Here is a 22,838-nt window from a genome sequence, read left to right as displayed (position 1 = left end):
CGTCGGAGTCGTCCGGGCAGCGGCAGCCGCCCGAGGAGCGGCTGGACCGGCTGCAGCGACGGCTCGCGCAGTTCGCGGCGGCGCGCGGCTGGGAGCCGTACCACACGCCCAAGAACCTGGCGGTGGCGCTGAGCGTGGAGGCGTCCGAACTGGTCGAGATCTTCCAGTGGCTGACGCCCGAACAGTCGGCGAAGGTCATGGAGAAGCCGGAGTCCGCCCATCGCGTGGCCGATGAGGTGGCCGACGTGCTGGCGTATCTGCTGCAGTTCTGTGAGGTCCTCGGGGTGGATGTGCTGGATGCGCTCGCCGCGAAGATCGAGAGGAACGAACTCCGCTTTCCGGTTCCGGGCTCATCCAGGCCGAATCGTCACTCTTCGGAGTGATGGACTCATCCACAATCACGATTCTGTCCACATTTTCCGAATACCCCTGGCTTTACTGGCCTGTTGCCCTCACTCTGGGTAGTGGTGAGGATGGCGGATGTCGTGCGGACGGGGGACGGCATATGGATGCGGTACGGCTCATCGCGGCCGGCCGGCACGCGCTGGCACAGAGTGGGGCTGCGTGGGACATCGTGGGCGAGGCCTGGCAGGCCCAGGCGCTCGCACAGGGCGTAGGGAGCTATCTGGCGGTCACCGGGCCGCCGGAGCTGAGATCGGAGGCACGGGGACTGGGGGAAGCGGGTGGCAGAGGCTGCGGGGTGCTCGACCGGGCGGCCCTGCGCGGAGAGGGCAGTGCGCCCGAGTATCCGCCGCGGGCGGCGCAGTTGAGCGAGGTGTCGGACATCCGGCAGGCACTGCTCGGACTCCAGGCACTGCTGGGTGAAGTCGGCATAGCCCTGGTCGGGGTGGCCTGCGGGACGGACGACGAATCCCTGTACTGGCAGTGCATAGAGTCGATCGACGCGGCGGACGAGTCGAGCGACCGGGTGCGGGCGATCCTGCGCCGTATGACGGTCCGCGAGCGGGGGTCGGCCTCGGGCGTGGCCTGAGGGCCGACACAGGTGGGGTCCCGCCGTGCGTGGCGGGACCCGCACGGTCAGGACGACCGGGAGGACGGGCGTTCGCCTTCGGGGGTGCGGTCCGTGGAGGCCTGGAGATCGGCGTCGAGCCGTGACAGGTCGGCGTTCAGCGCCGCCATCAGTTCTTCCATCTGCTGCAGCAGGCCCTTCGGCGCCCCGCCGCCCTGGGCGGGCACCGCGAACTCCTGACCTGCTTCGCCGTGTGCTGCCTGTCCGGTCGGTCCGGTGTGTCGGTGGGTATCCGGCACGGCCTCGTGGGACATGGCGGCCTCCTCGGCCCTGGCCCTTCCGAGGGGGAAGGGGGCGGTGGACGCACCGGCGGGACGCCGCCGGCGCGTGGGCCGGGCGGTCCGGCTCCGTCCGAGCAAACGATCCCCATCCGGCCCGGTCACCGGCGCGCCGGGGGGTGGACCTTCCGGTTGACGAAGATTCACCCTGCCGGGGCGGGAGGGCAGGATGGGGGTATGGACCTCCGCATTTTCACCGAGCCCCAGCAGGGCGCGAGCTACGAAACCCTCCTGACCGTCGCCAAGGCCACCGAGGACCTGGGCTTCGACGCGTTCTTCCGCTCCGACCACTACCTGCGGATGGGATCCGCCGACGGCCTGCCCGGACCCACCGATGCCTGGATCACCCTCGCGGGCCTGGCCCGGGAGACCAAGCGGATCCGCCTCGGCACGCTGATGACGGCCGGCACCTTCCGGCTGCCCGGTGTCCTCGCCATCCAGGTGGCCCAGGTCGACCAGATGTCCGGCGGGCGCGTGGAACTCGGCCTCGGCGCGGGCTGGTTCGAGCAGGAGCACAAGGCGTACGGCATCCCCTTCCCGGCGGACCGGATGTCCCGGCTGGAGGAGCAGCTGGCCATCGTCACCGGCCTGTGGGCCACCGAGCCCGGCGCCTCTTTCGACCACGCGGGCAAGCACTACCGGGTGGAGAACTCGCCCGCGCTGCCCAAGCCCGCCCAGACCAAGATTCCCGTCCTCATCGGCGGCCACGGGGCCAAGCGCACCCCGCGGCTCGCCGCGCAGTACGCGGACGAGTTCAACATGCCCTTCGCGTCGATCGCGGACAGCGAGAGGCAGTTCGGCCGGGTCCGGGAGGCCGCCGAAGAAGCCGGCCGCAAGGCCGGCGACCTGCGCTACTCCAACGCCCTCGTCGTGTGCGTGGGCAAGGACGACGCAGAGGTGGCCCGCCGGGCCGCCGCCATCGGCCGCGACGCGGACGAGCTCAAGGCCAACGGCCTGGCCGGCTCCCCGGCCGAGGTCGTGGAGAAGATCGGCGCCTACGGCGCCGCCGGCTCCTCCCGCGTCTACCTGCAGCTGCTCGACCTCGACGACCTGGACCACCTGGAGCTGATCTCCGCCCAGGTGCTCGCCCAGCTCCGCTAGGGCTCGGGGAAGCCGTGCCGCGCGCGTCCGGCCCGCTCGCCGAAGCCCTGGCCCACAGGGCCGTACTCCTGGACGGCGGGCTCAGCAACCAGCTCGCCGCCCAGGGCTGCGACCTGTCCGGCGGCCTCTGGTCCGGCCGGGTGCTCGCCGAGCGCCCGGACCAGGTGGAGGCCGCCCACACCGCGTACGCGCGAGCCGGCGCCGAGGTGCTGATCACCGCCAGCTACCAGGTCGGCTACGAGGCCTTCGCGGCCCACGGCCACGACCGCGCCGAGACCACCGCCCTGCTGCACCGCAGCGTGCGCCTGGCCGCCCGGGCCGCCGAGGCCGCCGACCACGAGGTGTGGGTGGCCGCCTCCGTGGGCCCGTACGGTGCGGTGCTCGCGGACGGCTCCGAGTACCGCGGCCGGTACGGCCTGGGCGTCCGCGAACTCGCCGCCTTCCACCGTCCCCGCATCGAGGCCCTGCTCGCCGCCGGCCCCGATGTGCTGGCCGTGGAGACGATCCCGGACGCCGACGAGGCCGAGGCGCTGCTCACCGTCCTCGCGGAGACCGGCGCCCCCGCCTGGTTCTCGTACACGGTGGCCGCCGGCCGTACGCGGGCCGGCGGTCCCCTCCCGGAGGCCTTCGCCCTCGCCGCCGCGTCCCCGCAGGTCATCGCGGTCGGCGTCAACTGCTGCGACCCCGCCGACGTGCTGCCCGCCCTCGGAGCGGCGGCCGCCGTCACCACCAAACCGCTGCTGGCCTACCCCAACGACGGCTCCGTCTGGAACGCCGCCACCGGAACCTGGCACACCCCCGAAGCCCCTGCGCCCTGGCCCCTGCGGGCCTGGCGCAGCGCCGGCGCCCGCCTCGTCGGCGGCTGCTGCCGCATCGGCCCGGAACACATCTCCGCCCTCGCAGCCCTCCTGCCGGACCGGCGGCCCTGAGGGCTGTCCCAAGGGCGCGAAAAAGCAGAGGCACGCAGAGAGGGTGACCAGCGAGAATCGGTCGTGTGTTCCTGACGATCTCCACCACCGGCTCCCCCGAACGACCCGCGACCGACCTGGGCTACCTGCTGCACAAGCATCCCGGGAAGACGCAGGCGTTCTCCACCTCCAACGGCAACGCCCACGTGTTCTATCCCGAGGCCTCGGTCCAGCGGTGCACGGCGGCCCTGCTGCTGGAGGTCGACCCCGTCGCGCTCGTGCGGCGCGGCCGGGGCAAGGGCCGCGGCGGGGCGCCGGACGCCGCGCTCGCGCAGTACGTGAACGACCGGCCGTACGCCGCGTCCTCGCTGCTCGCCGTCGCGCTCGGCGGAGTGTTCCGCACCGCCCTCAAGGGACAGTGCACCGCCCGCCCGGAGCTCGCGGAACAGGCCCGGCCGCTGCGCATCGAGGTTCCGGTACTGCCCGCCCGCGGCGGGGCCGAGCTGGTGCGACGGCTGTTCGGGCCGCTCGGCTGGGACCTCGTACAGGCCGAGGCCGTGCCGCTCGACGCGCAGTTCCCCGAGTGGGGCGACTCCCGCTACGTACGGCTCGTCCTGGAGGGCGAACTGCGCCTCGCCGACGCCCTGCGCCAGCTCTACGTGCTGCTGCCGGTGCTCGACGACGCCAAGCACTACTGGATCGCCCCGGACGAGGTCGACAAACTGCTGCGCGCCGGGGACGGCTGGCTCGCCGCCCACCCCGAGCACGGGCTGATCACCTCCCGCTACCTGGCCCGCCACAAGCGGCTGACCCAGGACGCCATCGAGCGCCTGGAACTGGTCCGCCTCGCCGAGGCCGACGGCAGCGAGGTCGAGGAGCTCGACAACGCCGTGGACGAGAACCGCGACACGGAGGAGCGGCCCGTGCCGCTCGCCGTACAGCGGCGCGAGGCGATCCTCGCCGCGCTGCGGGCCGCCGGCGCCCAGCGGGTGCTGGACCTCGGCTGCGGCCAGGGACAGCTGGTCCAGGCGCTGCTGAAGGACCCGGCGTACACCGAGATCGTCGGTATGGACGTGTCCGTGCGGGCCCTGCAGATCGCGGCCCGGCGGCTGCGGCTGGAGCGGATGGGCGAGCGGCAGAGCTCGCGCGTCACGCTCCTGCAGGGTTCGCTCGCCTACACCGACAAGCGGCTGGCCGGCTACGACGCGGCCGTGCTCAGCGAGGTCATCGAGCACCTGGACCCGGAGCGGCTGCCCGCGCTGGAGTATGCGGTGTTCGGCTCGGCCCGCCCCCGGACGGTGCTCGTCACCACCCCGAACGTCGAGTACAACGTGCGCTGGGAGACCCTGCCCGCCGGGCACGTCCGCCACGGCGACCACCGCTTCGAGTGGACCCGCGAGGAGTTCCGGGCCTGGGCCGGCGAGGTCGCGCGGCGCCACGGCTACGGGGTGCGGTATGTGCCCGTCGGCGACGACGACCCCGAGGTGGGGCCGCCGACCCAGATGGCCGTCTTCACCCAGCACGACCCCACCGACACCACCGACGCCGCCGCAGGCACCGAGACCCCGAAGGAGGGCGAGGCAGCATGACCGGCACCGAGACCCCCCGTACGCGCACACTTCCCGTCACCGATCTGTCCCTCGTCGTCCTGATCGGGGCCACCGGATCCGGCAAGTCCACCTTCGCCCGCAAGCACTTCAAGCCCACCGAGGTCATCTCCTCCGACTACTGCCGGGGGCTGGTCTGCGACGACGAGAACGACCAGAGCGCCAGCCGGGACGCCTTCGACGTCCTGCACTACATCGCGGGCAAGCGCCTCGCCGCCGGCCGCCTCACCGTCGTCGACGCCACCAGCGTCCAGGCCGACGCCCGCCGGCAGCTGGTCCAGCTCGCCCGCGAGCACGACGTCCTGCCCATCGCCATCGTCCTGGACCTGCCCGAGGAGGTCTGCGCCGAGCGCAACGCCGGCCGCCCCGACCGGGCCGGCCTGCCCCGCGCGGTCATCCAGCGGCACCGCCGCGACCTGCGGCGGTCGCTGCGCGGGCTGGAGCGCGAGGGCTTCCGCAAGGTCCACGTGCTGCGCTCCGTGGAGGAGGCCGAGACGGCCCAGGTCGTCCTGGAGAAGCGGTTCAACGACCTCACCCACCTCACCGGTCCCTTCGACATCGTCGGTGACATCCACGGCTGTTCCTCCGAGCTGGAGACGCTGCTCGCCGAGCTCGGCTACGAGGACGGGGTCCACCCCGCGGGCCGCACCGCCGTCTTCGTCGGCGACCTCGTCGACCGGGGCCCCGACAGCCCCGGCGTCCTGCGCCGCGTCATGGGCATGGTCAAGTCCGGGAACGCCCTGTGCGTGCCGGGGAACCACGAGAACAAGCTCGGCCGTTACCTGAAGGGCTCCAAGGTCCAGCGAACCCACGGCCTCGCCGAGACCATCGAGCAGCTGGAGAAGGAGCCGGAGGAGTTCGTCCAGGAGGTACGGGAGTTCATCCGCGGCCTCGTCAGCCACTACGTCCTCGACGGCGGCAAGTTGGTGGTCTGCCACGCCGGCCTGCCCGAGAAGTACCACGGCCGCACCTCCGGCCGGGTCCGCTCGCACGCCCTGTACGGGGAGACCACCGGCGAGACCGACGAGTTCGGCCTGCCCGTGCGCTACCCGTGGGCCGAGGACTACCGGGGCAAGGCCGCCGTGGTCTACGGCCACACCCCGGTCCCGGACACGACCTGGATCAACAACACCATCTGCCTCGACACCGGCGCCGTCTTCGGCGGCCGGATGACGGCCCTGCGCTGGCCCGAGCGTGAACTGGTCGACGTACCGGCCGAGAAGGTCTGGTACGAGCCGGTCAAGCCGCTCGCCGCCGAGGCGCCGGGCGGACACGACGGCCGCCCGCTCGACCTGGCCGACGTACACGGCCGCCGGGTCGTGGAGACCCGGCACCTGGGCAACGTCAACGTGCGCGAGGAGAACGCCGCGGCGGCCCTGGAGGTCATGAGCCGCTTCGCCGTGGACCCCCGCCTGGTCCCGTACCTGCCGCCGACCATGGCGCCCACGGCCACCTCCCGCGAGGAAGGCTACCTGGAGCACCCGGCCGAGGCCTTCGCCCAGTACCGCAAGGACGGCATCGCCCAGGTGGTGTGCGAGGAGAAGCACATGGGCTCCCGCGCCTCCGTCCTGGTCTGCAAGGACGCCGACGCGGCCCGGACGCGCTTCGGCGTCGACGGCCCGACCGGATCCGTCTACACCCGCACCGGGCGGCCCTTCTTCAAGGATCCGGCGGTCACCGAGGAGGTCGTCGCCCGGCTGCGCTCGGCGGTCACCGACGCCGGCCTGTGGGAGGAGCTGGGCACCGACTGGCTGCTGCTCGACGGGGAAATCCTGCCCTGGTCCCTGAAGTCCGCCGGCCTGCTGCGCAACCAGTACGCCGCCGTCGGCGCGGCCTCCGGCGCCGTCTTCCCGGGCGCCCTCGCCGCCCTGGAGGCGGCCGCCGCCCGGGGCGTCGACACCGGAGAACTGCTGGAGCGCCAGCGCGGCCGGGCCACCGACGCGGCCGCCTTCACCGAGGCCTACCGCCGCTACTGCTGGACCACCGACGGGCTGGACGGCGTGCGCTTCGCGCCGTTCCAGCTGCTGGCGGTGGCCGGGCGGTCGCTGGCCGCCGTGCCCCACGACGAGCAGCTGTTCTGGCTGGACCGCCTGGTCGCCGCCGACGAGGCGGCGGGCACCGGACTGCTGCGCCGCACCGGCCGGATCCTGGTGGACACCGCGGACGAGGACTCCGTACGCGCCGGCACGGACTGGTGGCTGGAGCTGACGGCCGCCGGGGGCGAGGGCATGGTCGTCAAGCCGCTCCAGGCCTACGCACGGGACGGCAGGGGCCGGCTGGTCCAGCCCGGGGTGAAGGTGCGCGGGCGCGAGTACCTGCGGATCATCTACGGCCCGGAGTACACCCGTCCCGACCAGCTGGAGCGGCTGCGCGACCGGTTCCTCGGGCACAAGCGCTCGCTCGCCCTGCGCGAGTACGCCCTCGGGCTGGAGGCGCTGGACCGGCTGGCGGCCGAGGAGCCGCTGTGGCGGATCCACGAGGCGGTCTTCGCGGTGCTCGCGCTGGAGTCGGAGCCGGTCGACCCGCGGCTGTGAGCCGGGACCGTCGCCGGGGCGGGCCGCGTCAGCACGGCCCGTAAAGGAGGGGCCCCCGTACGGCCGCTAATTAGGTCGTATGGGGGAACTTTCACGGAGAACGCCGGGAAAACCACCGGCGGGATCGTTCATCCAGGGCAGCGGAATGTCCGCGACCCTGGAAGGACGGAACGTCACCTATGAAGATGACCGCGCGCGGAAGCATTGCGGCGCTCATGACCTGTATGGCCGCGGCCGGCGCGGCCACCCCGGCCGTGGCCCAGTCGGTGCCGGTCGGTGTCCCGCTGGACGCCGTGAAGACCACGCTGGGCGTGGACACCCCGCGCGTGGGCACCGGCGTGCCGGTGCCGGTCGTGGGAGCGCCCGAGGCGCCCCGCTTCCACAAGGGGAACATGCTCCCGACCCCACTGCTCCCCTCGGTCCCGCTCGGCACCGAGCTCGGCAGCACCCTCGTCACCTCCCCGGTGCCGAACCTGCTGGGCAAGCCGGAGACGGACGGCGAGGGTTCCGTGGAGGCGCCGGCCACGAACCTGCTCGCCCGGACCCCCGGGCTGGTCGCCGGCGGTCTGCTGACGATGCCGGACGCCTCCAACTCCGGTGTGCCGAACCTGGCCGCGCCCGAACTGGGCCTGACCGCCCCGCAACTCACCGGCGCCCCCTCGGCACTTCTCGGCCTCGCCACCCCCCGCTGAGCAGACGCCGCGTCAAAAAGCCGTTCGGTCTGGGAATGTGTACGTCATGGGATTCCATGTCGACTCCGAGACCGGGCGGCTTCGCCGCGTCATCCTCCACCGGCCCGACCTGGAGCTGAAGCGGCTCACACCGAGCAACAAGGACGCGCTCCTCTTCGACGACGTGCTGTGGGTGCGCCGGGCCCGCCAGGAGCACGACGGATTCGCGGACGTGCTGCGGGACCGGGGCGTGGAGGTCCACCTCTTCGGGGACCTCCTGTGCGAGGCCCTCGACATCCCGGAGGCGAGACACCTCGTCCTGGACCGGGTCTTCGACGAGAAGGAGTACGGCCCGCTCGCCACGGACCACCTGAGGTCGGTCTTCGACGGTATGTCCTCGGCCGATCTGGCGGAGGCGCTGGTCGGCGGGATGACCAAGCGGGAGTTCCTGGAACGGCACGCCGAACCGGTGTCCGTGCGCTTCCACGCGCTGGACCTGGACGGCTTCCTGCTGGGCCCGCTGCCCAACCACCTCTTCACCCGGGACACCTCCGCCTGGATCTACGACGGGGTGTCCATCAACGCGATGCGCTGGCCCGCCCGGCAGCGCGAGACGGTCCACTTCGAGGCGATCTACAGGCACCACCCGCTCTTCACCACCTCCGGCGCCTTCCACTACTGGTCGCAGGGGCAGGCGGACTACCCCTCGACGATCGAGGGCGGGGACGTGCTGGTCATCGGCAACGGCGCCGTGCTGATCGGGATGAGCGAACGGACCACCCCGCAGGCGGTGGAGATGCTGGCCCGGGGCCTGTTCGCGGCCGGTTCGGCGAAGACCATCGTGGCCCTCGACATGCCGAAGTCGCGCGCCTTCATGCACCTGGACACGGTGATGACGATGGTCGACGGAGATACGTTTACTCAGTACGCGGGGCTCGGCATGCTCCCCTCCTACACGATCGAGCCGGGCGGCGGCCCGCACGAGCTGAAGGTCACCGACCACCCCGAGGACCACATGCACCGGGCCATCGCGGGGGCGCTCGGACTGGACTCGATCCGGGTACTGACCGCGACGCAGGACGTGCACTCGGCGGAGCGCGAGCAGTGGGACGACGGGTGCAACGTGCTGGCCGTGGAGCCGGGGGTGGTGGTCGCGTACGAGCGGAACGTGACCACCAACACGCACCTGCGCAAGATGGGCATCGAGGTGATCGAGATCCCGGGCAGTGAGCTGGGGCGGGGCCGGGGCGGGCCGCGCTGCATGAGCTGTCCGGTCGAGCGGGACGCCGTCTGAAGCCGGCCGGGTCCGGGGAGGCGCCGCCCCGGACCCGGGAGGGGCCCGGCGAGGACGAGGGCGGGCCGGCGAGGACGGGGGAGAGTCGGGGAGAGCCCCCGGTCTGTATATCAATACAGAGGATCGTATAGACTTCCAGCATCCCCTGTCACCGTGACGCTGGAGCGACCCCATGGCCACCGACCTCGCAGGCCGCAGTTTTCTCAAGGAGCTGGACTTCACGGCCGCCGAGTTCCGCAGCCTGATCGAGCTCGCCGCCGACCTGAAGGCGGCCAAGAAGGCCGGGGTCGAGCGGCGTCTGCTCCGGGGCAGGAACATCGCGCTGATCTTCGAGAAGACCTCGACGCGGACCCGCTGCGCCTTCGAGGTCGCCGCCGCGGACCAGGGAGCGCACACCACCTACCTCGACCCCGCCGGCTCCCAGATGGGTCACAAGGAGTCGGTCAAGGACACCGCGCGGGTGCTGGGCCGGATGTTCGACGGGATCGAGTACCGGGGTGACAGCCAGCAGGCCGTCGAGGAGCTCGCCGCCCACTCGGGAGTCCCCGTCTTCAACGGCCTCACCGACGACTGGCACCCGACCCAGATGCTGGCCGACCTGCTCACCATGACCGAGCACACCACCAAGCCGCTGGAGCGGATCGCCTTCGCCTACCTCGGCGACGCCCGCTTCAACATGGGCAACTCCTACCTCGTGACCGGTGCGCTGCTGGGCATGGACGTACGGATCGTCGCGCCCCGCTCGTACTGGCCCGCCGAGTCGGTGGTGGCCGCGGCGCGGGAGCTCGCGGCGGAGAGCGGCGCGCGGATCACCCTGACCGAGGAGGTCGCCGAGGGGGTCGCCGGGGCGGACTTCGTCGTGACCGACATCTGGGTGTCCATGGGGGAGCCCAAGGAGGTCTGGGACGAGCGGATCGCGGCCCTGTCCCCGTACGCGGTGACCATGGACGTGCTGCGCGCCACCGGGAACCCGGACGTGAAGTTCATGCACTGCCTGCCGGCCTTCCACGACCTCGGTACCAAGGTGGCCCGGGAGATCCACGAACGGCACGGGCTCGCATCGCTGGAGGTGACGGACGAGGTGTTCGAGTCGGAGCACTCCGTCGTCTTCGACGAGGCCGAGAACCGGCTGCACACGATCAAGGCCGTACTCGTCGCCACCCTCGGCCGGCCCGGCCGGGGTGACGCATAGTCATACGCCGGGTCATGCCCCGGTGGGGCGGGTCCGCTGTGCGGGCAGGGTGAACCACACGGCCTTGCCGTGCGGGGTCGGACGGTGCCCGCAGCCGGAGCTCAGGCTCCGGATCAGCAGCAGCCCGCGGCCGTGTTCCTGCCAGGGGTCGGGCCGGTCCGCCTCCGGCCGGTCCACGTCCGGCCGGGCCGACAGGCCGCCGGGCGGGTTCGGATCGCTGTCGTGGACCTCGACCTGGCAGCCGTTCGCCAGCAGCTCCACGACCAGCTCGATCGGGGCGCCGGAGCGGGTGTGCGCCACGGCGTTGGCGACCAGTTCCGCCGTCAGGAGCTCCGCCGTGTCCCGGTCGGCGGGCGCGTCGGTCTCGGCCAGCGCCGTACGGACGAGGGCGCGGGCGAGGGGTACGGCGGCCGCCGTGTGGGGCAGGGCGATCCGCCAGGCGGAGGCGTCGTGCAAGGAAGGACCATCCGTTCCGGGGTCTGGTTCGGGTTCGGGTTCGGGCCGATGGGGAGAGGTGAACTCCCGGTTTCAACGATACGAACTCGAATTCTCATCCCGCGCGGCACCCCGGCACCCCGGCACCCGGCGCCCCGACATCCCGAAACTCCGGCGCCCCGGCACGACCGTGACGGCCGACGGGATGAAGATGTCGCGCTTCTGTGACGGCAGTCACGATCTGGTGATACCTTCGGTGGTGTGAGCCCCTTCACCGGTTCCACCCCAGCGACCGAACGGTGGCACCACCTCCGGGTCACCCGGCAGGACGGCGTCGCCACCGTCACCTTCGACCGCCCCCAGAAGCTGAACGCGCTCACCTTCGGCGCCTACGCCGACCTGCGCGATCTGCTCGGCGAACTGTCCCGTGAGCGATCCGTACGCGCCCTCGTGCTGGGCGGCGAAGGGCGCGGCTTCTGCTCCGGCGGGGACGTGGACGAGATCATCGGCGCCACCCTCGCCATGGACACCGCCCAGCTCCTCGACTTCAACCGGATGACCGGCCAGGTGGTCCGCGCCATCCGGGAATGCCCCTTCCCCGTGATCGCCGCCGTGCACGGGGTGGCCGCCGGAGCCGGCGCGGTCCTGGCGCTCGCCGCGGACTTCCGGATCGCCGACCCCACCGCCCGCTTCGCCTTCCTCTTCACCCGCGTCGGCCTCTCCGGCGGGGACATGGGCGCCGCCTACCTGCTGCCCCGCGTCGTCGGCCTCGGCCATGCCACCCGGCTGCTGATGCTCGGAGAGCCCGTACGCGCCGCCGAGGCCGAGCGGATCGGCCTGCTCAGCGAGCTCACCGAGGAGGGCAAGGCCCACGTACGGGCCGCCGAACTCGCCGCGCACCTGGCCGCGGGCCCCGCCCTCGCCCACGCGCAGACCAAGGCGCTGCTCACCGCCGAGCTCGACATGCCGCTGGCCGCGTCCGTGGAACTGGACGCCAACACGCAGGCCCTGCTGATGCACGGCCAGGACTACGCGGAGTTCCACGCGGCCTTCACCGGGAAGCGGCCGCCGGAGTGGAAGGGCAGGTAGCCACATGACTCCTGGTGCCATGAGGGTCGCCGTCGTCGGCGGGGGACCGGGAGGGCTGTACGCCGCCGCACTGCTGGCCCGTCAGGGCCACCGGGTGGAGGTCTGGGAACGCAACGCCCCGGACGACACCTTCGGCTTCGGCGTGGTCCTCTCCGACGAGACCCTCGGCGGCATCGAGCGGGCCGACACCCTCGTCCACGCGGCCCTGAGCGCGGAGTTCGTGCGCTGGGACGACGTGGACATCGTGCACCGGGGGCGGCTGCTGACCTCCGGCGGCCACGGCTTCGCGGCCATCGGGCGGCGCCGACTGCTGGAGATCCTGCACGAGCGCTGCTCCGGGCTCGGCGTCCGGCTCCGCTTCCACTCCGGGGCGCCGGCCGCCGCCGGGCTCGCGGCCTCGTACGACCTGGTGGTCGCGGCCGACGGGGTGCACAGCGCCATCCGGGAGGCGGACGCGGCGCACTACGGCCCGACGCTGACGAGCGGACGCTGCCGCTACATCTGGCTCGCCGCCGACTTCGCCTTCGACGCCTTCCGCTTCGAGATCGCGGAGACCGAGCACGGGGTCGTGCAGCTGCACGCCTACCCCTACTCGGCCGACGCCTCCACGGTGATCGTGGAGATGCGCGACGAGGTGTGGCGGGCGGCCGGCTTCGACCTGTGCGACGAGAACGAGTCCGCGGCCCGCTGCGCCAAGATCTTCAGCGAGGCCCTGCGGGGCCGGCCGCTGCACGGCAACCGCTCCACGTGGACGCAGTTCCGTACCGTCGTCAACGCGCGCTGGTCCCACGGCAACGTGGCCCTGCTCGGCGACGCGGCGCACACCGCCCACTTCTCCATCGGCTCCGGCACCAAACTGGCCGTGGAGGACGCGCTCGCGCTCGCCGAGGCCGTGGGCGCCGCACCCGGCGACGTACCGGCGGCACTCGCCGCGTACGAGGCCGCACGCCGTCCGGCGGTCGCCAGCACCCAGCGGGCGGCCGCCGCGAGCCGGCACTGGTTCGAGGAGATCGCCGGATACGTCGACCAGCCCGCCCGGCAGTTCGCCTTCAACCTCCTCACCCGCAGCCGCCGGGTCACGCACGACAACCTGCGGCTGCGCGACGAGCGCTTCACCCGGGCCGTGGAACGGGACTTCGGCTGCCCCCCGGACGAGCCGGACGGGACGCGAACCCCGCCGATGTTCACCCCCTTCACCCTGCGGGGGCTGACCCTGCGCAACCGGGTCGTCGTCTCACCGATGGACATGTACTCGGCCGAGGAGGGTGTCCCGGGCGACTTCCACCTCGTGCACCTGGGCGGGCGGGCCCTCGGCGGGGCCGGCCTGGTGATGACGGAGATGGTCTGCGTGTCCGCCGAGGGCCGGATCACCCCAGGCTGCACCGGCCTCTACACCCAGGAACAGGCGGCCGCCTGGAAGCGGATCGCCGACTTCGTCCACACCTCTGCGCCCGGCACCGCCCTCGGCGTCCAGCTCGGGCACGCCGGCCGCAAGGGCTCGACACGGGTGATGTGGGAGGGCATGGACGACCCGCTGCCGGAGGGGAACTGGCCACTGGTGGCCGCTTCCGCGCTGCCCTACCGGCCCGGCGTCTCGGCGCTCCCGCGCGCCCTCGCGCGCGAGGACCTGACGGAGCTGCGCTCCGAGTTCGCGGCCGCAGCCGTCCGCGCCGCCGACTGCGGATTCGACCTGCTCGAACTGCACTGCGCCCACGGCTACCTGCTCTCCGGCTTCCTGTCCCCCCTGACCAACCACCGCACGGACGACTACGGGGGCTCCCTGGAGAACCGGCTGCGCTTCCCGCTGGAGGTCTTCGACGCGATCCGCGCGGTGTGGCCCGAGGACCGCCCGATGACGGTCCGTCTCTCGGCCACCGACTGGGCGCCCGGAGGTACCTCGCCCGAGGAGGCGGTACGGATCGCGGCCGCCTTCGCCGCCCGCGGCGCCGACGCCATCGACGTCTCGACGGGCCAGGTGGTCGCTGACGAGGCACCCGAGTACGGGCGCTCGTACCAGACCCCGTACGCCGACCGGATCCGCAACGCGCTCGGCGTCCCCGTCATCGCCGTCGGGGCCATCTCCTCCTGGGACGACGTGAACTCCCTGCTGCTGGCCGGCCGCGCCGACCTCTGCGCCCTGGGCCGCCCGCACCTCTACGACCCCCACTGGACCCTGCACGCGGCCGCCGAGCAGTCCTGTGCGGGACCGGCCGCCCCCTGGCCGGCCCCGTACCGCGCGGGCAGCCGCACCCCGCCCACGGGGCGCGGCTAGGCCGTCTCTTCCGGATCTTGTCGGCCGAGTCCGCGGCGTCCGGTGCCGTGCCCGGCAAGGCGGAGGGGCGCCCGTGTACTGGACGTACTCGGGCGCCCCGACAACGCGGCCGGGTGCGGCGCCGGGCGTCGCGGGCCCGGCAAGATCCGGAAGAGACGGCCTAGGCACCTACGGCTGTGCGATCGGCACGAACAGGGCGTTGATGGTCCGGTCCGCATTCATCGTGAGCTGGTAGTTCGGGTTGTTCCCCTCCAGCTCGAAACCGTCCACCGCCCAGGCGTCGAACCGGAAGCCGGGGTTCGGAATGGCGGTGACGGTGACCTGCGTGCCGGGGTCGTACGGACCGTACTCGCTGACCCGGACCGTGCCTGCGCCCGCGGGGTCGTGGAGCAGGGTCAGGGAGACGCGGTTGGTCACCGTGGACGCGCGGTACCCGGCCAGGATGTCCGCGTTCTGCAGGGCGACGGCGGCGTTGTTGTTCAGGGCGTTGCCCAGGGGCTGGTTGTTCCAGGTGCGGTCGGGGGTGGAGTACGAGTTGACGACGTTGCACGCCTGGGGGCAGGCGTTGGAGTAGGCCATGAGCGTGCGGTGCTGGCCGTTCGGCGTGACCCAGCCGTAGTTGAACGTGCCCGCGGGGGTGGTTCCGCCCTGGCTCGTGACCGTCAGGCGGTCGTGCTTCATGCCGAAGTTGTGGCCGATCTCGTGCGCGAGGTTCTCCCAGGCCGTCACGGACCCGATGCTGGTGACCGAGAACGCGGCACTGTCGGTCGTCGAGGACGGGCCCGGTTCGGGCAGGGTCGCCGCCCCGGAGCTGTCCTCGAAGGGGACGGAGGCGAGCAGCGCCACGAGGTCGGCGCCGTACGTCTGCCGCTGGGCGGCGGCCGTGGCGCCGAGGACCGTGTTCGCGGGGTTGCGGATCATGCTGAGCAGGGTGTTCACGTTCTCGCGGGGGACACCGGTCGCCGCGGTCTGGTACGTGTTGACGACGTGCACGCTGGCCGGCACGTTGTCGGTGGCGAGCGCCCTGTTGAGCTGGTTCACGCCGTAGGTGATCTGCCCCTGGACCGCCTGGACACTGCCCATCACGGCGACGCTGGCCGGCGTGTAGGCGACGACGATGTCGATGGCGGCCGGGTCGTTGGGCGTGGCGGCCCTCGGACCCGGCCGCTGCGGCTTGTGCGGGTGGTGCGGGTGGTGCGGCTTCTTCGCGGGGACCTCGACCGTGTCGATACCGCGCCCGCTGGGCGGCAGGGCGAGGGAGTCGATCTCCTGGAGCTCGTACCAGCCCGGGCGCTCGGCCAGCGGCTGGTACGCGTACTGGCGGAAACCGATCGTGATGACGCCGGAGAGGGTGACCGGCCCTTCGGTGCAGGCCCCGATGGCGGACACGGAGATGGTGTTCTGCGGGTTCTTGGGGTCGTGGCCGCCCCAGTACACCGTGCCGTTCGGCTCCTGGCGCTGGAAGTCCTGCACCGCGGTGAAGCCCTTGCCGCGCCCGAACAGCGGGAACGTGCGGCGCTCGGGTCTGCCCTCCTTCTGCTCGCCGCACAGTGAACGCAGCGCCTTGGCGTCCGTCCGCTGCGCGGCGGCGCGCACCACCCAGGGCTCGTGCTCACCTCCGCCCCCACCCGTCCCGGCGGAGGCGGCGGGTGCGGTCAGGGCGAGTGACATGGTGGCGGTGAAGGCGGTCGCCGCGGCGGCGGCGGCGAGCAGGAAACGACGGCGCATGGGGAACACGGGCCTCTCTGTGGGGGTTCCCGCCCTGTATCCCGCGGCAGGGATCACGCCACGCCGGTGCGTCCGTCCCCGCGCCGCCGACCGGGCCGAGGTTCACCCGAATACGGGGGGGTGCCCCCGCCCCGAGACTCGGGCCCGGCAAGATCCGAAAGAGACGGCCTAGGCCTTCTGGACCTGGGTGTTCTGGCAGACGGTCAGGAGCCAGCGGCCGTCGTCCTGCTTGGTCATCACGTACGTCGGGACGCCCTCGTCCCCGGGCCCGTCGGCCGAGTGGTACACCTGGCTGACCTTGACCGCGGCCACGTCCGGACGGAGGAACTGGACATGGGTCACGGTGTAGCTGACCCGGCCGTCCCAGCTCGCGCCGGGCAGGACCTCGCGGGTGAACGCGGAGATGGCATCGAGGCCGATGAGGACCTTGCCGCCGCCGGTGGTCCACAGGGCGTCGGGGTGGAACAGGGAGAGGAAGGCATCGGGGTCCTTGGCCTGCTGGGAGGCCTCGACGGCGGCCACCACCCGGTGGAGGGCCTCGATGTCGGCGGTCTGGGCTGCGCTCTCTGTCGTCATGCGGACCACGATCCGACCTCAAGGGCCCTTGAGGTCAAGACCCGGCTCGCATCCGGGTGACGGGCCCTGCCGCGGTCCGGTCCGTCACGCCGGGACGATCTCGGCGCGGTCCTCGACCGGGGTGTAACCCAGGCGCAGGTAGATGCCGTTGCTCGTGGGGTTGGCCAGGTCCGTGAACAGCAGGACCTCCGTGGCGCCGGCCGCGTACGCCGCTTCGCTCGCCGCGTGCGTGACCCCGGCGGCGTAGCCGCGCCCGCGCTGCTCGGGCGGGGTGTAGACCGGGCCGACGCGGGCGGCCGAGCCGATCGTGCGGGAGAAGGCGGCCAGGGAGACGGGAGCGCCGGCGTGCTCCCAGAGCAGGATCCCGCCGTAGGAGATCCGGTCGCGCAGGAAGGTCTCGGAGGCCTTGCCCGGAACGCCGGCCTCAGCGTTGAAGGCCGTGATCCACTCCAGCAGCAGCGGGAGGTCCGCCTCGGTGGCGGGCCGGACCTTCCCGGCCGGGGCGGGGTCCGGGGCGGCCAGGCCGGCCAGCCGGTACAGGCGCAGTTCCTCGGCGATCCGGGTGGGCCGCCCCCAGGCCTCGGCCAGTGCCTCCGCGGCCGGCCGCAGGGCGTTGAATCCGGGGGCCCCGGCGAGCAGCGGTTCGGTGGCGAGCGCGGCCCCCAGCTCCCGGACCGCTTCCTCGGGCAGTACGGCGAGGAGCACCGGGAAGGGCGGGGTGCACAACAGGCCACCGGCGACGGCGCCGTCGGGCCCTGTCCACCAGCCGAAGAAGGGGGTGTCGCCGCCGTAGGCGCCGGTCCCGCGCCGCAGCAGGGCGTCGGTCACCGTCAGCATCATGGTGTTGGAGACGGGCCGCGCGGCCACGGCCGGGCCTGCGGCGCTCGCATAGGCCGCCAGGTCAGTGGTGAAGGTCCAGGTCATGACCCATCCTGGCGCGCCGCACGACACCCCCGCACCCCTTTTTCCACCGGCCCCGATCGACCCCCCGACCGCCAGGCAACCCGTCGGAGTGCGGCACAGCGCCCGTCGCGGCCCCGGCCGGCTACGGTTGCGCGAACCCGGCCCCGACGTCACGCAGTCGCTCGTGCAGTTCGGCGAAGACGGCCGCCGCCCGGTCGCCCGGCCAGCCCGCCGGGAGCAGCTCGCGCGGCAGGCCCGGGTCGGCGTACGGCAGACGGCGCCAGGTGTCCAGCGCGAGCAGGTAGTCGCGGTAGGCCTCCTCCGGGCTCGGCTCCGGACCCGACTGGAGGGCGCGCAGGACAGGTTCGTGCAGGTCGAGGAACTCCTCGTGCTGTTTGGCCAGGGCCGCCAGGTCCCACCAGCGGGCCACCGCCTCGGTCGTCGGGGCGAAACCGAGGTGGGCCCCGCGGAACAGCTCCACGTACGGGGTCAGGTGCAGCCGCTCCAGCGTGTGCGCGGTCTCCTCGTACAGCCGGGCGGGGGCGATCCACACGCCCGGTGCGACCGCGCCGAAGCCGAGCCGGCCCAGCCGCGAGCGCAGCAGGTGCCGTTTGTGCCGCTCCTGCTCCGGGACGGAGAACACCGCCACCAGCCATTCGTCCGACAGCTGCGGGCTGCCGTAGATACGCCGGTCGCCGTCGTCCAGCAGCTGCCGCGCCTCATCGGAGAGCCCGTACGCCGCGGAGCCGTCCGTCGCGCGGCCGGGCACCAGGAAGCCGCGCCGCTTCAGCCGGGACACCGACGAGCGGACCGACGGGGCGTCCACGCCGGCCGCGCCCAGCAGGCGGATCAGCGCGGACACCGGGACCGGGCCCTCGAAGGCCCGCCCGTAGGCTCCGTAGAACGTGACGATCAGGGATCGCGGAGTGTGCTGCTCGACCACGGGTTCACTCTAGGCCGTCTCCTGCGGATCGTGCCGGGCGCCGGGATCGCGCAGCCGGAAGCGCTGCAGTTTGCCCGTCGCGGTGCGGGGGAGGGCGGGGAGGAAGACGAAGGACCGGGGGCACTTGTGCGGGGCCAGCTCGGCCCGCATGAAGGTGCGCAGGATCTCCTCCGTCAGCACCGCGCCGTCGCGTGCGACGGCGTACGCCACCACGATCTGCCCGCGTCGCTCGTCGGGGAGGCCCACCACGGCCGCCTCCACCACGTCCGGGTGGCGCAGCAGGGCGTCCTCCACCTCGGGGCCCGCGATGTTGTAGCCCGCCGAGATGATCATGTCGTCGGCCCGGGCGACGTAGCGGAAGTAGCCCTCCGGATCGCGTACGTAGGTGTCACCGGTCAGGTTCCACCCGCCCTGTACGTACTCCCCCTGCCGCGGATCGGCCAGGTAGCGGCAGCCCACCGGGCCGCGCACGGCCAGCAGTCCCGGCTCGTTGTCCGGGAGGGGGCGGCCGGCCCGGTCCACCACCCGGGCCTCCCAGCCCGGGACCACCCGGCCCGTCGTACCGGGCCGGATGTCCTCGTCGGCGGCGGAGATGAAGATGTGCAGCAGCTCGGTCGCCCCGATGCCGTTGATGATGCGCAGCCCGGTGCGCTCGTACCAGGCCTGCCAGGTGACGGCGGGCAGGTTCTCCCCGGCCGAGACGCAGCGGCGCAGCGCCGACAGGTCGTACATGCCCACGTCGTACGGGCCCAGGGCGTCCAGCATCGTCCGGTAGGCGGTGGGCGCGGTGAACAGCACCGTCACCCGGTGCTCCGCGAGCGCGGGCAGCAGCCGGCGCGGCACCGCCTCCTCCAGCAGCAGCGCCGAGGCCCCGGCCCGCAGCGGGAAGACGACCAGCCCGCCCAGCCCGAAGGTGAACCCGAGCGGCGGGCTGCCCGCGAAGACGTCGTCCGGGCGGGGCCGCAGCACGCTGCGGGAGAAGGTGTCGGCGACGGCGAGCAGGTCGCGGTGGAAGTGCATGCAGCCCTTGGGCCGTCCGGTGGTCCCTGAGGTGAAGGCGATCAGGGCGACGTCGTCCGCGGAGGTCGGGGCGGCCGTGAACGGCTCCGGATGTCTCTCGGCCAGCCGCAGCAGATCGTCCGGGGACGTGCCCCCGTAAACGGTGATCCGCAGCCCGGGGACCTCCGCCTTGACCAGGTCGTCCAGCACGTCCGCGTGGCACAGCGCGTGTCCCACCCGAGCCATCGCGCACACCGTGGCCAGCTCCTGCGCACGCTGCTGGGGCAGTACGGTGACGGCCACCGCGCCCGCCTTCATCACCGCGAGCCAGCAGGCCGCGAGCCAGGGGCCGGTGGGCCCGCGCAGGAGCACCCGGTTGCCGGGGACCACGCCGAGGTCGGCGGTGAGGGTGTGGGCGAGGCGGTCCACGCGCTCGCGCAGCCCGCCGTACGTCCACACCTCGCCCGCCCCGCTGCGGAAGGCCGGGCGGTCGGCGCCCGCGGGGCCGAACCGGGCGATCGTGGCGTCCAGCAGCTCGGCCCCGCAGTTCAGGCGGTCCGGGTAGGCCAGTTCGGGCAGATCGAAGACGAGCTCCGGCCAGGTGTTCGCGGGTGGCAGATGGTCACGGGCGAAAGTGTCGGTGTGAGCGGAAGGCTTGAGGTCCAAGGCGGGTCGCCCCCATGGCAGCGGTCCGGGGTGGGGTGGAGCCGGCCGTGCGGTAGTTCCCCCAGCCACCGCTGGAAGGTCCTTCCAGGAGCGTATCGTGATGGTGACGGCAGTCAACAGGACGCGATAGATGCGGGGATGTTCGGATGACCGGATTCGCGCTCGGGGTGGACCAGGAGGAGTGGTGCGGGCAGTTGCGCGCACTGGCGGCGGAGCGGCTGAGGCCACTGGCCGAGGAGGGGGAACCGGGGCGGGTCAACCGGCCGCTGCTGGCGGCACTGGGGGAGCTGGGCCTGCTGGAGCGGGTGTTCGCCTCGGGCGCGCTGGAACTGTGCCTGCTGCGGGAGTCCCTCGCCTACGGTTGCACGGAGGCGGAGACGGCGCTCGCCCTGCAGGGGCTGGGCGCCCACCCGGTCCTGCGGGCGGGCAGCGAGGCGCAGCGGGAGCGGTGGCTGCCGCAGGTGCGGGCCGGGCGGGCGGTGGCGGCCTTCGCACTGAGCGAGCCGGGGGCGGGCTCGGACGCGGCGGCGCTGGCACTGGCGGCGACGCCCGATCCGGCGGGCGGGGGCGGCTGGCGGCTCAGCGGCGAGAAGTGCTGGATCTCCAACGCCCCCGAGGCGGATTTCTACACGGTGTTCGCCCGAACGGGCGAGGGGCCGGGCGCGAAGGGCATCTCGGCCTTCCTCGTTCCGGCGGACCGCCCGGGACTGTCCGGCGCGGCCCTGGACATGCTCTCCCCGCACCCCATCGGCTCCCTCACCTTCGACGGGGTGCCGGTCGGCCGGCGGGACCTGCTCGGTGAGCCGGGGCGGGGCTTCCGCGTCGCGATGGACACGCTGAACCTCTTCCGGCCGAGCGTCGGCGCCTTCGCGGTGGGCATGGCCCGGGCCGCGCTGGACGCGACGCTCGGCTACACAGCGGACCGGACGGCGTTCGGCGGAACGCTGAGCGACCTCCAGGCGGTGGCCCACCGGGTGGCCGAGATGGCCACGCGCACGGAGGCGGCCCGGCTGCTGGTGTACGCGGCGGCCGGCGCCTACGACCGCGGGGCGGAGGACGTCCCGCGCCGGGCGGCGATGGCGAAGCTGCTGGCCACGGAGACGGCCCAGTACGTGGTGGACCACGCGGTCCAACTGCACGGCGCGGTCGCCCTCCAGCGCGGCCACCTGCTCGAACACCTCTACCGGGAGGTACGGGCACCGCGGATCTACGAGGGGGCCAGCGAGGTGCAACGCACGATCATCGCGAAGGAGCTGTACGGGGCGGTGGCGCCGCGATGAGCCTGGACCGGATCAACCCGGCGGAGCTGTCGCCCGCGACGGGTTTCTCGCACGCGGTCGCTGCGACCGGCAACCGGCTGGTGTTCCTGGCGGGCCAGACCGCGCTGGACGGCGCGGGCAAGGTGGTCGGCCAGAGCCTGCCGGAGCAGTTCGGGATCGCCCTCGCCAACCTCCTGACGGCCCTCGCCGCGGCGGGCGGCACCCCGGCGGACCTGGCCCGGGTGACGGTGTACGCGGTGGACGTGGCCGCGTACCGGGCCCACGCGGCCGAACTGGGCCGCATCTGGCGGCGGTCGGCGGGCCGTGACTACCCGGCGATGGCCGTCATCGGCGTGGTCCGCCTCTGGGACGACCAGGCCCTGATCGAACTCGACGGCATCGCGGTCCTCCCGTAGCCGGCGCGCACTGCTCGGCGCTGCTCACGGACCCCGCCTCCACCTGCCGTGACACGTAAGGCAGTCGGCGTCCGGCAGGGGCCGGGGGCGATCCGGTGATCCCCGTGTATCGCGGGCGTATCGAAAACCGCATACGCCACCGCAACGGCCCCGCGTCTCCCATGGGGGGCATGAACCACAACGCATCCCCGTCGGCCCCACTTCGCCGCGCGCGCAGGATCGTGCTCCTCGGCCTGGCGATCCTCGGTGCGGCGAGCGCCCTGTTCGTCCTGCGGCGGCCGCTCATGATGTCCGCTCCGCGGTGCATGGCCGGGCGCTGGCACGGCTGCCTCGACACCTTCAACGGGGTGGTGCTCATGACGCTGGTCACGCTGCCGTTGGCCGTGCTGGTGGCGTGGGCCCTGGCACGCGGTCGGCGGGCCGTCGCGGGCACGTCGGCGTGGCGGATGTCGCTGGCCGAGGTGGGCATGGTCCACGGGACGGTGCCGTTCGTGTGGATGACCATGATGCCGGGCGGCGGGGCCGGCATCGTGCCCGCCCGGGTGAGCCTCGTACCGCTGCGGGACCTGGCCACGATGGGGCCGCTCGGGATCGGCGGCAACCTGCTGGTCCTCGCGGCGCTGGGGTTCTTCGCCCCGATGCGGTTCGCGGCCCTGGCGTCCGTGCCGCGGCTCCTGCTGCTCGGGGCGGGCTGCTCGGTCCTGGTCGAGACCGCCCAGTACGTCCTGCAGCTGGACCGGGTGTCGTCGGTGGACGACGTCCTGGTCAACGCCGCGGGCGCGGCGTCGGCCGGGCTGGCGTCGCGCCGCTGGTGGCGCACCACGGCGCAGGCGCCGTCGGAGCGGCTCCGTCCCGCGCCGGCGACGGCGGGCTGAGCCGCGTGTCCGGTGTGTCCACGTCCCCGCATGCATCGGCGACGGGCGCGCTGCTTAGGCTG

General features: G+C 73.0%; 21 protein-coding genes. 14 read left to right on the top strand and 7 right to left on the bottom strand.

The genetic code is table 11. The features are described 5' to 3' along the window. Positions 1-41: 41 nt before the first annotated feature. Positions 42-383 carry a nucleotide pyrophosphohydrolase gene (locus tag OG373_RS10860; RefSeq protein ID WP_030386148.1) on the top strand — a complete coding sequence of 114 codons (342 nt, stop codon included), beginning with the start codon at positions 42-44 and terminating at the stop codon, positions 381-383. 122 nt (positions 384-505) lie between these two features. Then, positions 506-991, top strand: a complete 486-nt coding sequence (locus tag OG373_RS10855) for a DUF6099 family protein (protein ID WP_030386147.1) — start codon at positions 506-508, stop codon at positions 989-991. A 47-nt stretch (positions 992-1,038) separates the two neighbouring features. On the opposite strand, the gene OG373_RS10850 is transcribed toward OG373_RS10855, so the two are convergent. Then, a complete protein-coding gene (locus OG373_RS10850; protein WP_405444383.1) occupies positions 1,039-1,284 on the bottom strand; it encodes a hypothetical protein in 246 nt (81 codons plus the stop codon). Positions 1,285-1,485: 201 nt separating this feature from the next. Between OG373_RS10850 and OG373_RS10845 the strand changes: the two genes are divergently transcribed. The 7 genes from OG373_RS10845 (at position 1,486) to argF (ending at position 10,615) form a co-directional block, all read left to right on the top strand. Further along, positions 1,486-2,409 carry an LLM class F420-dependent oxidoreductase gene (locus OG373_RS10845; protein ID WP_405437795.1) on the top strand — a complete coding sequence of 308 codons (924 nt, stop codon included), beginning with the start codon at positions 1,486-1,488 and terminating at the stop codon, positions 2,407-2,409. Between the two features lie 14 nt (positions 2,410-2,423). Next, on the top strand, positions 2,424-3,338 hold the full coding sequence (gene mmuM, locus OG373_RS10840) for a homocysteine S-methyltransferase (RefSeq protein WP_405437794.1): 915 nt from the start codon (positions 2,424-2,426) through the stop codon (positions 3,336-3,338). Positions 3,339-3,403: 65 nt separating this feature from the next. Next, positions 3,404-4,906 (top strand): 3' terminal RNA ribose 2'-O-methyltransferase Hen1, encoded by a 1,503-nt coding sequence (locus OG373_RS10835; RefSeq protein WP_405437793.1) that lies wholly within the window; start codon positions 3,404-3,406, stop codon positions 4,904-4,906. Then, entirely contained in the window at positions 4,903-7,458 is a 2,556-nt protein-coding gene (locus OG373_RS10830; RefSeq protein WP_405437791.1) for a polynucleotide kinase-phosphatase, read from the top strand. The genes OG373_RS10835 and OG373_RS10830 overlap by 4 nt, the downstream gene beginning before the upstream one ends. A gap of 179 nt (positions 7,459-7,637) precedes the next feature. Further along, the gene (locus OG373_RS10825) at positions 7,638-8,150 is read left to right on the top strand and encodes a hypothetical protein (protein WP_405437789.1); all 513 of its coding nucleotides are present in this window, start codon (positions 7,638-7,640) and stop codon (positions 8,148-8,150) included. A 46-nt stretch (positions 8,151-8,196) separates the two neighbouring features. Beyond that, a complete protein-coding gene (locus OG373_RS10820; RefSeq protein WP_397730001.1) occupies positions 8,197-9,423 on the top strand; it encodes an arginine deiminase in 1,227 nt (408 codons plus the stop codon). Positions 9,424-9,595: 172 nt separating this feature from the next. After that, on the top strand, positions 9,596-10,615 hold the full coding sequence (argF, locus tag OG373_RS10815; RefSeq protein WP_405437787.1) for an ornithine carbamoyltransferase: 1,020 nt from the start codon (positions 9,596-9,598) through the stop codon (positions 10,613-10,615). Positions 10,616-10,627: 12 nt separating this feature from the next. Here argF and OG373_RS10810 read toward each other — a convergent pair whose 3' ends face one another. Then, positions 10,628-11,071: an ATP-binding protein gene (locus tag OG373_RS10810; protein ID WP_405437785.1), complete on the bottom strand. Its 444-nt coding sequence runs from the start codon at positions 11,069-11,071 to the stop codon at positions 10,628-10,630. Between the two features lie 240 nt (positions 11,072-11,311). Between OG373_RS10810 and OG373_RS10805 the strand changes: the two genes are divergently transcribed. Both OG373_RS10805 and OG373_RS10800 read left to right on the top strand, forming a co-directional pair. Continuing rightward, positions 11,312-12,139: an enoyl-CoA hydratase family protein gene (locus tag OG373_RS10805; RefSeq protein WP_189973907.1), complete on the top strand. Its 828-nt coding sequence runs from the start codon at positions 11,312-11,314 to the stop codon at positions 12,137-12,139. 4 nt (positions 12,140-12,143) lie between these two features. Further along, positions 12,144-14,411: a bifunctional salicylyl-CoA 5-hydroxylase/oxidoreductase gene (locus OG373_RS10800; RefSeq protein ID WP_405437784.1), complete on the top strand. Its 2,268-nt coding sequence runs from the start codon at positions 12,144-12,146 to the stop codon at positions 14,409-14,411. Positions 14,412-14,579: 168 nt separating this feature from the next. On the opposite strand, the gene OG373_RS10795 is transcribed toward OG373_RS10800, so the two are convergent. The 5 genes from OG373_RS10795 to OG373_RS10775 all read right to left on the bottom strand — a co-directional run bounded on the left by OG373_RS10795 (position 14,580) and on the right by OG373_RS10775 (position 20,226). Continuing rightward, positions 14,580-16,139, bottom strand: a complete 1,560-nt coding sequence (locus OG373_RS10795; RefSeq protein ID WP_405437782.1) for a M12 family metallo-peptidase — start codon at positions 16,137-16,139, stop codon at positions 14,580-14,582. Positions 16,140-16,307: 168 nt separating this feature from the next. Further along, positions 16,308-16,715 carry an SgcJ/EcaC family oxidoreductase gene (locus tag OG373_RS10790; RefSeq protein WP_405437781.1) on the bottom strand — a complete coding sequence of 136 codons (408 nt, stop codon included), beginning with the start codon at positions 16,713-16,715 and terminating at the stop codon, positions 16,308-16,310. An 84-nt stretch (positions 16,716-16,799) separates the two neighbouring features. Then, entirely contained in the window at positions 16,800-17,639 is an 840-nt protein-coding gene (locus OG373_RS10785) for a GNAT family N-acetyltransferase (protein WP_405437779.1), read from the bottom strand. Between the two features lie 121 nt (positions 17,640-17,760). Continuing rightward, positions 17,761-18,561, bottom strand: a complete 801-nt coding sequence (locus OG373_RS10780) for a PaaX family transcriptional regulator C-terminal domain-containing protein (protein WP_405437778.1) — start codon at positions 18,559-18,561, stop codon at positions 17,761-17,763. Positions 18,562-18,570: 9 nt separating this feature from the next. Further along, positions 18,571-20,226: an AMP-binding protein gene (locus OG373_RS10775; protein ID WP_405437777.1), complete on the bottom strand. Its 1,656-nt coding sequence runs from the start codon at positions 20,224-20,226 to the stop codon at positions 18,571-18,573. Positions 20,227-20,372: 146 nt separating this feature from the next. On the opposite strand from OG373_RS10775, the gene OG373_RS10770 reads away from it, so the two are divergent. The 3 genes from OG373_RS10770 to OG373_RS10760 all read left to right on the top strand — a co-directional run bounded on the left by OG373_RS10770 (position 20,373) and on the right by OG373_RS10760 (position 22,776). Next, positions 20,373-21,506: an acyl-CoA dehydrogenase family protein gene (locus OG373_RS10770; RefSeq protein ID WP_405437775.1), complete on the top strand. Its 1,134-nt coding sequence runs from the start codon at positions 20,373-20,375 to the stop codon at positions 21,504-21,506. Continuing rightward, complete coding sequence (locus OG373_RS10765) at positions 21,503-21,901, top strand: RidA family protein (RefSeq protein WP_405437773.1); 399 nt, start codon at positions 21,503-21,505, stop codon at positions 21,899-21,901. Before OG373_RS10770 ends, OG373_RS10765 begins: the two co-directional genes overlap by 4 nt. Positions 21,902-22,071: 170 nt before the next feature. Continuing rightward, the gene (locus OG373_RS10760) at positions 22,072-22,776 is read left to right on the top strand and encodes a VanZ family protein (RefSeq protein WP_405437771.1); all 705 of its coding nucleotides are present in this window, start codon (positions 22,072-22,074) and stop codon (positions 22,774-22,776) included. Positions 22,777-22,838: the final 62 nt, after the last annotated feature.

Origin of the sequence: Streptomyces avidinii (assembly GCF_045161815.1) — a bacterium.
Lineage (GTDB): Bacteria > Actinomycetota > Actinomycetes > Streptomycetales > Streptomycetaceae > Streptomyces > Streptomyces avidinii.
Note: the sequence above shows the minus strand (reverse complement) of the source record. Positions and strands in the feature narration are given on the sequence as shown.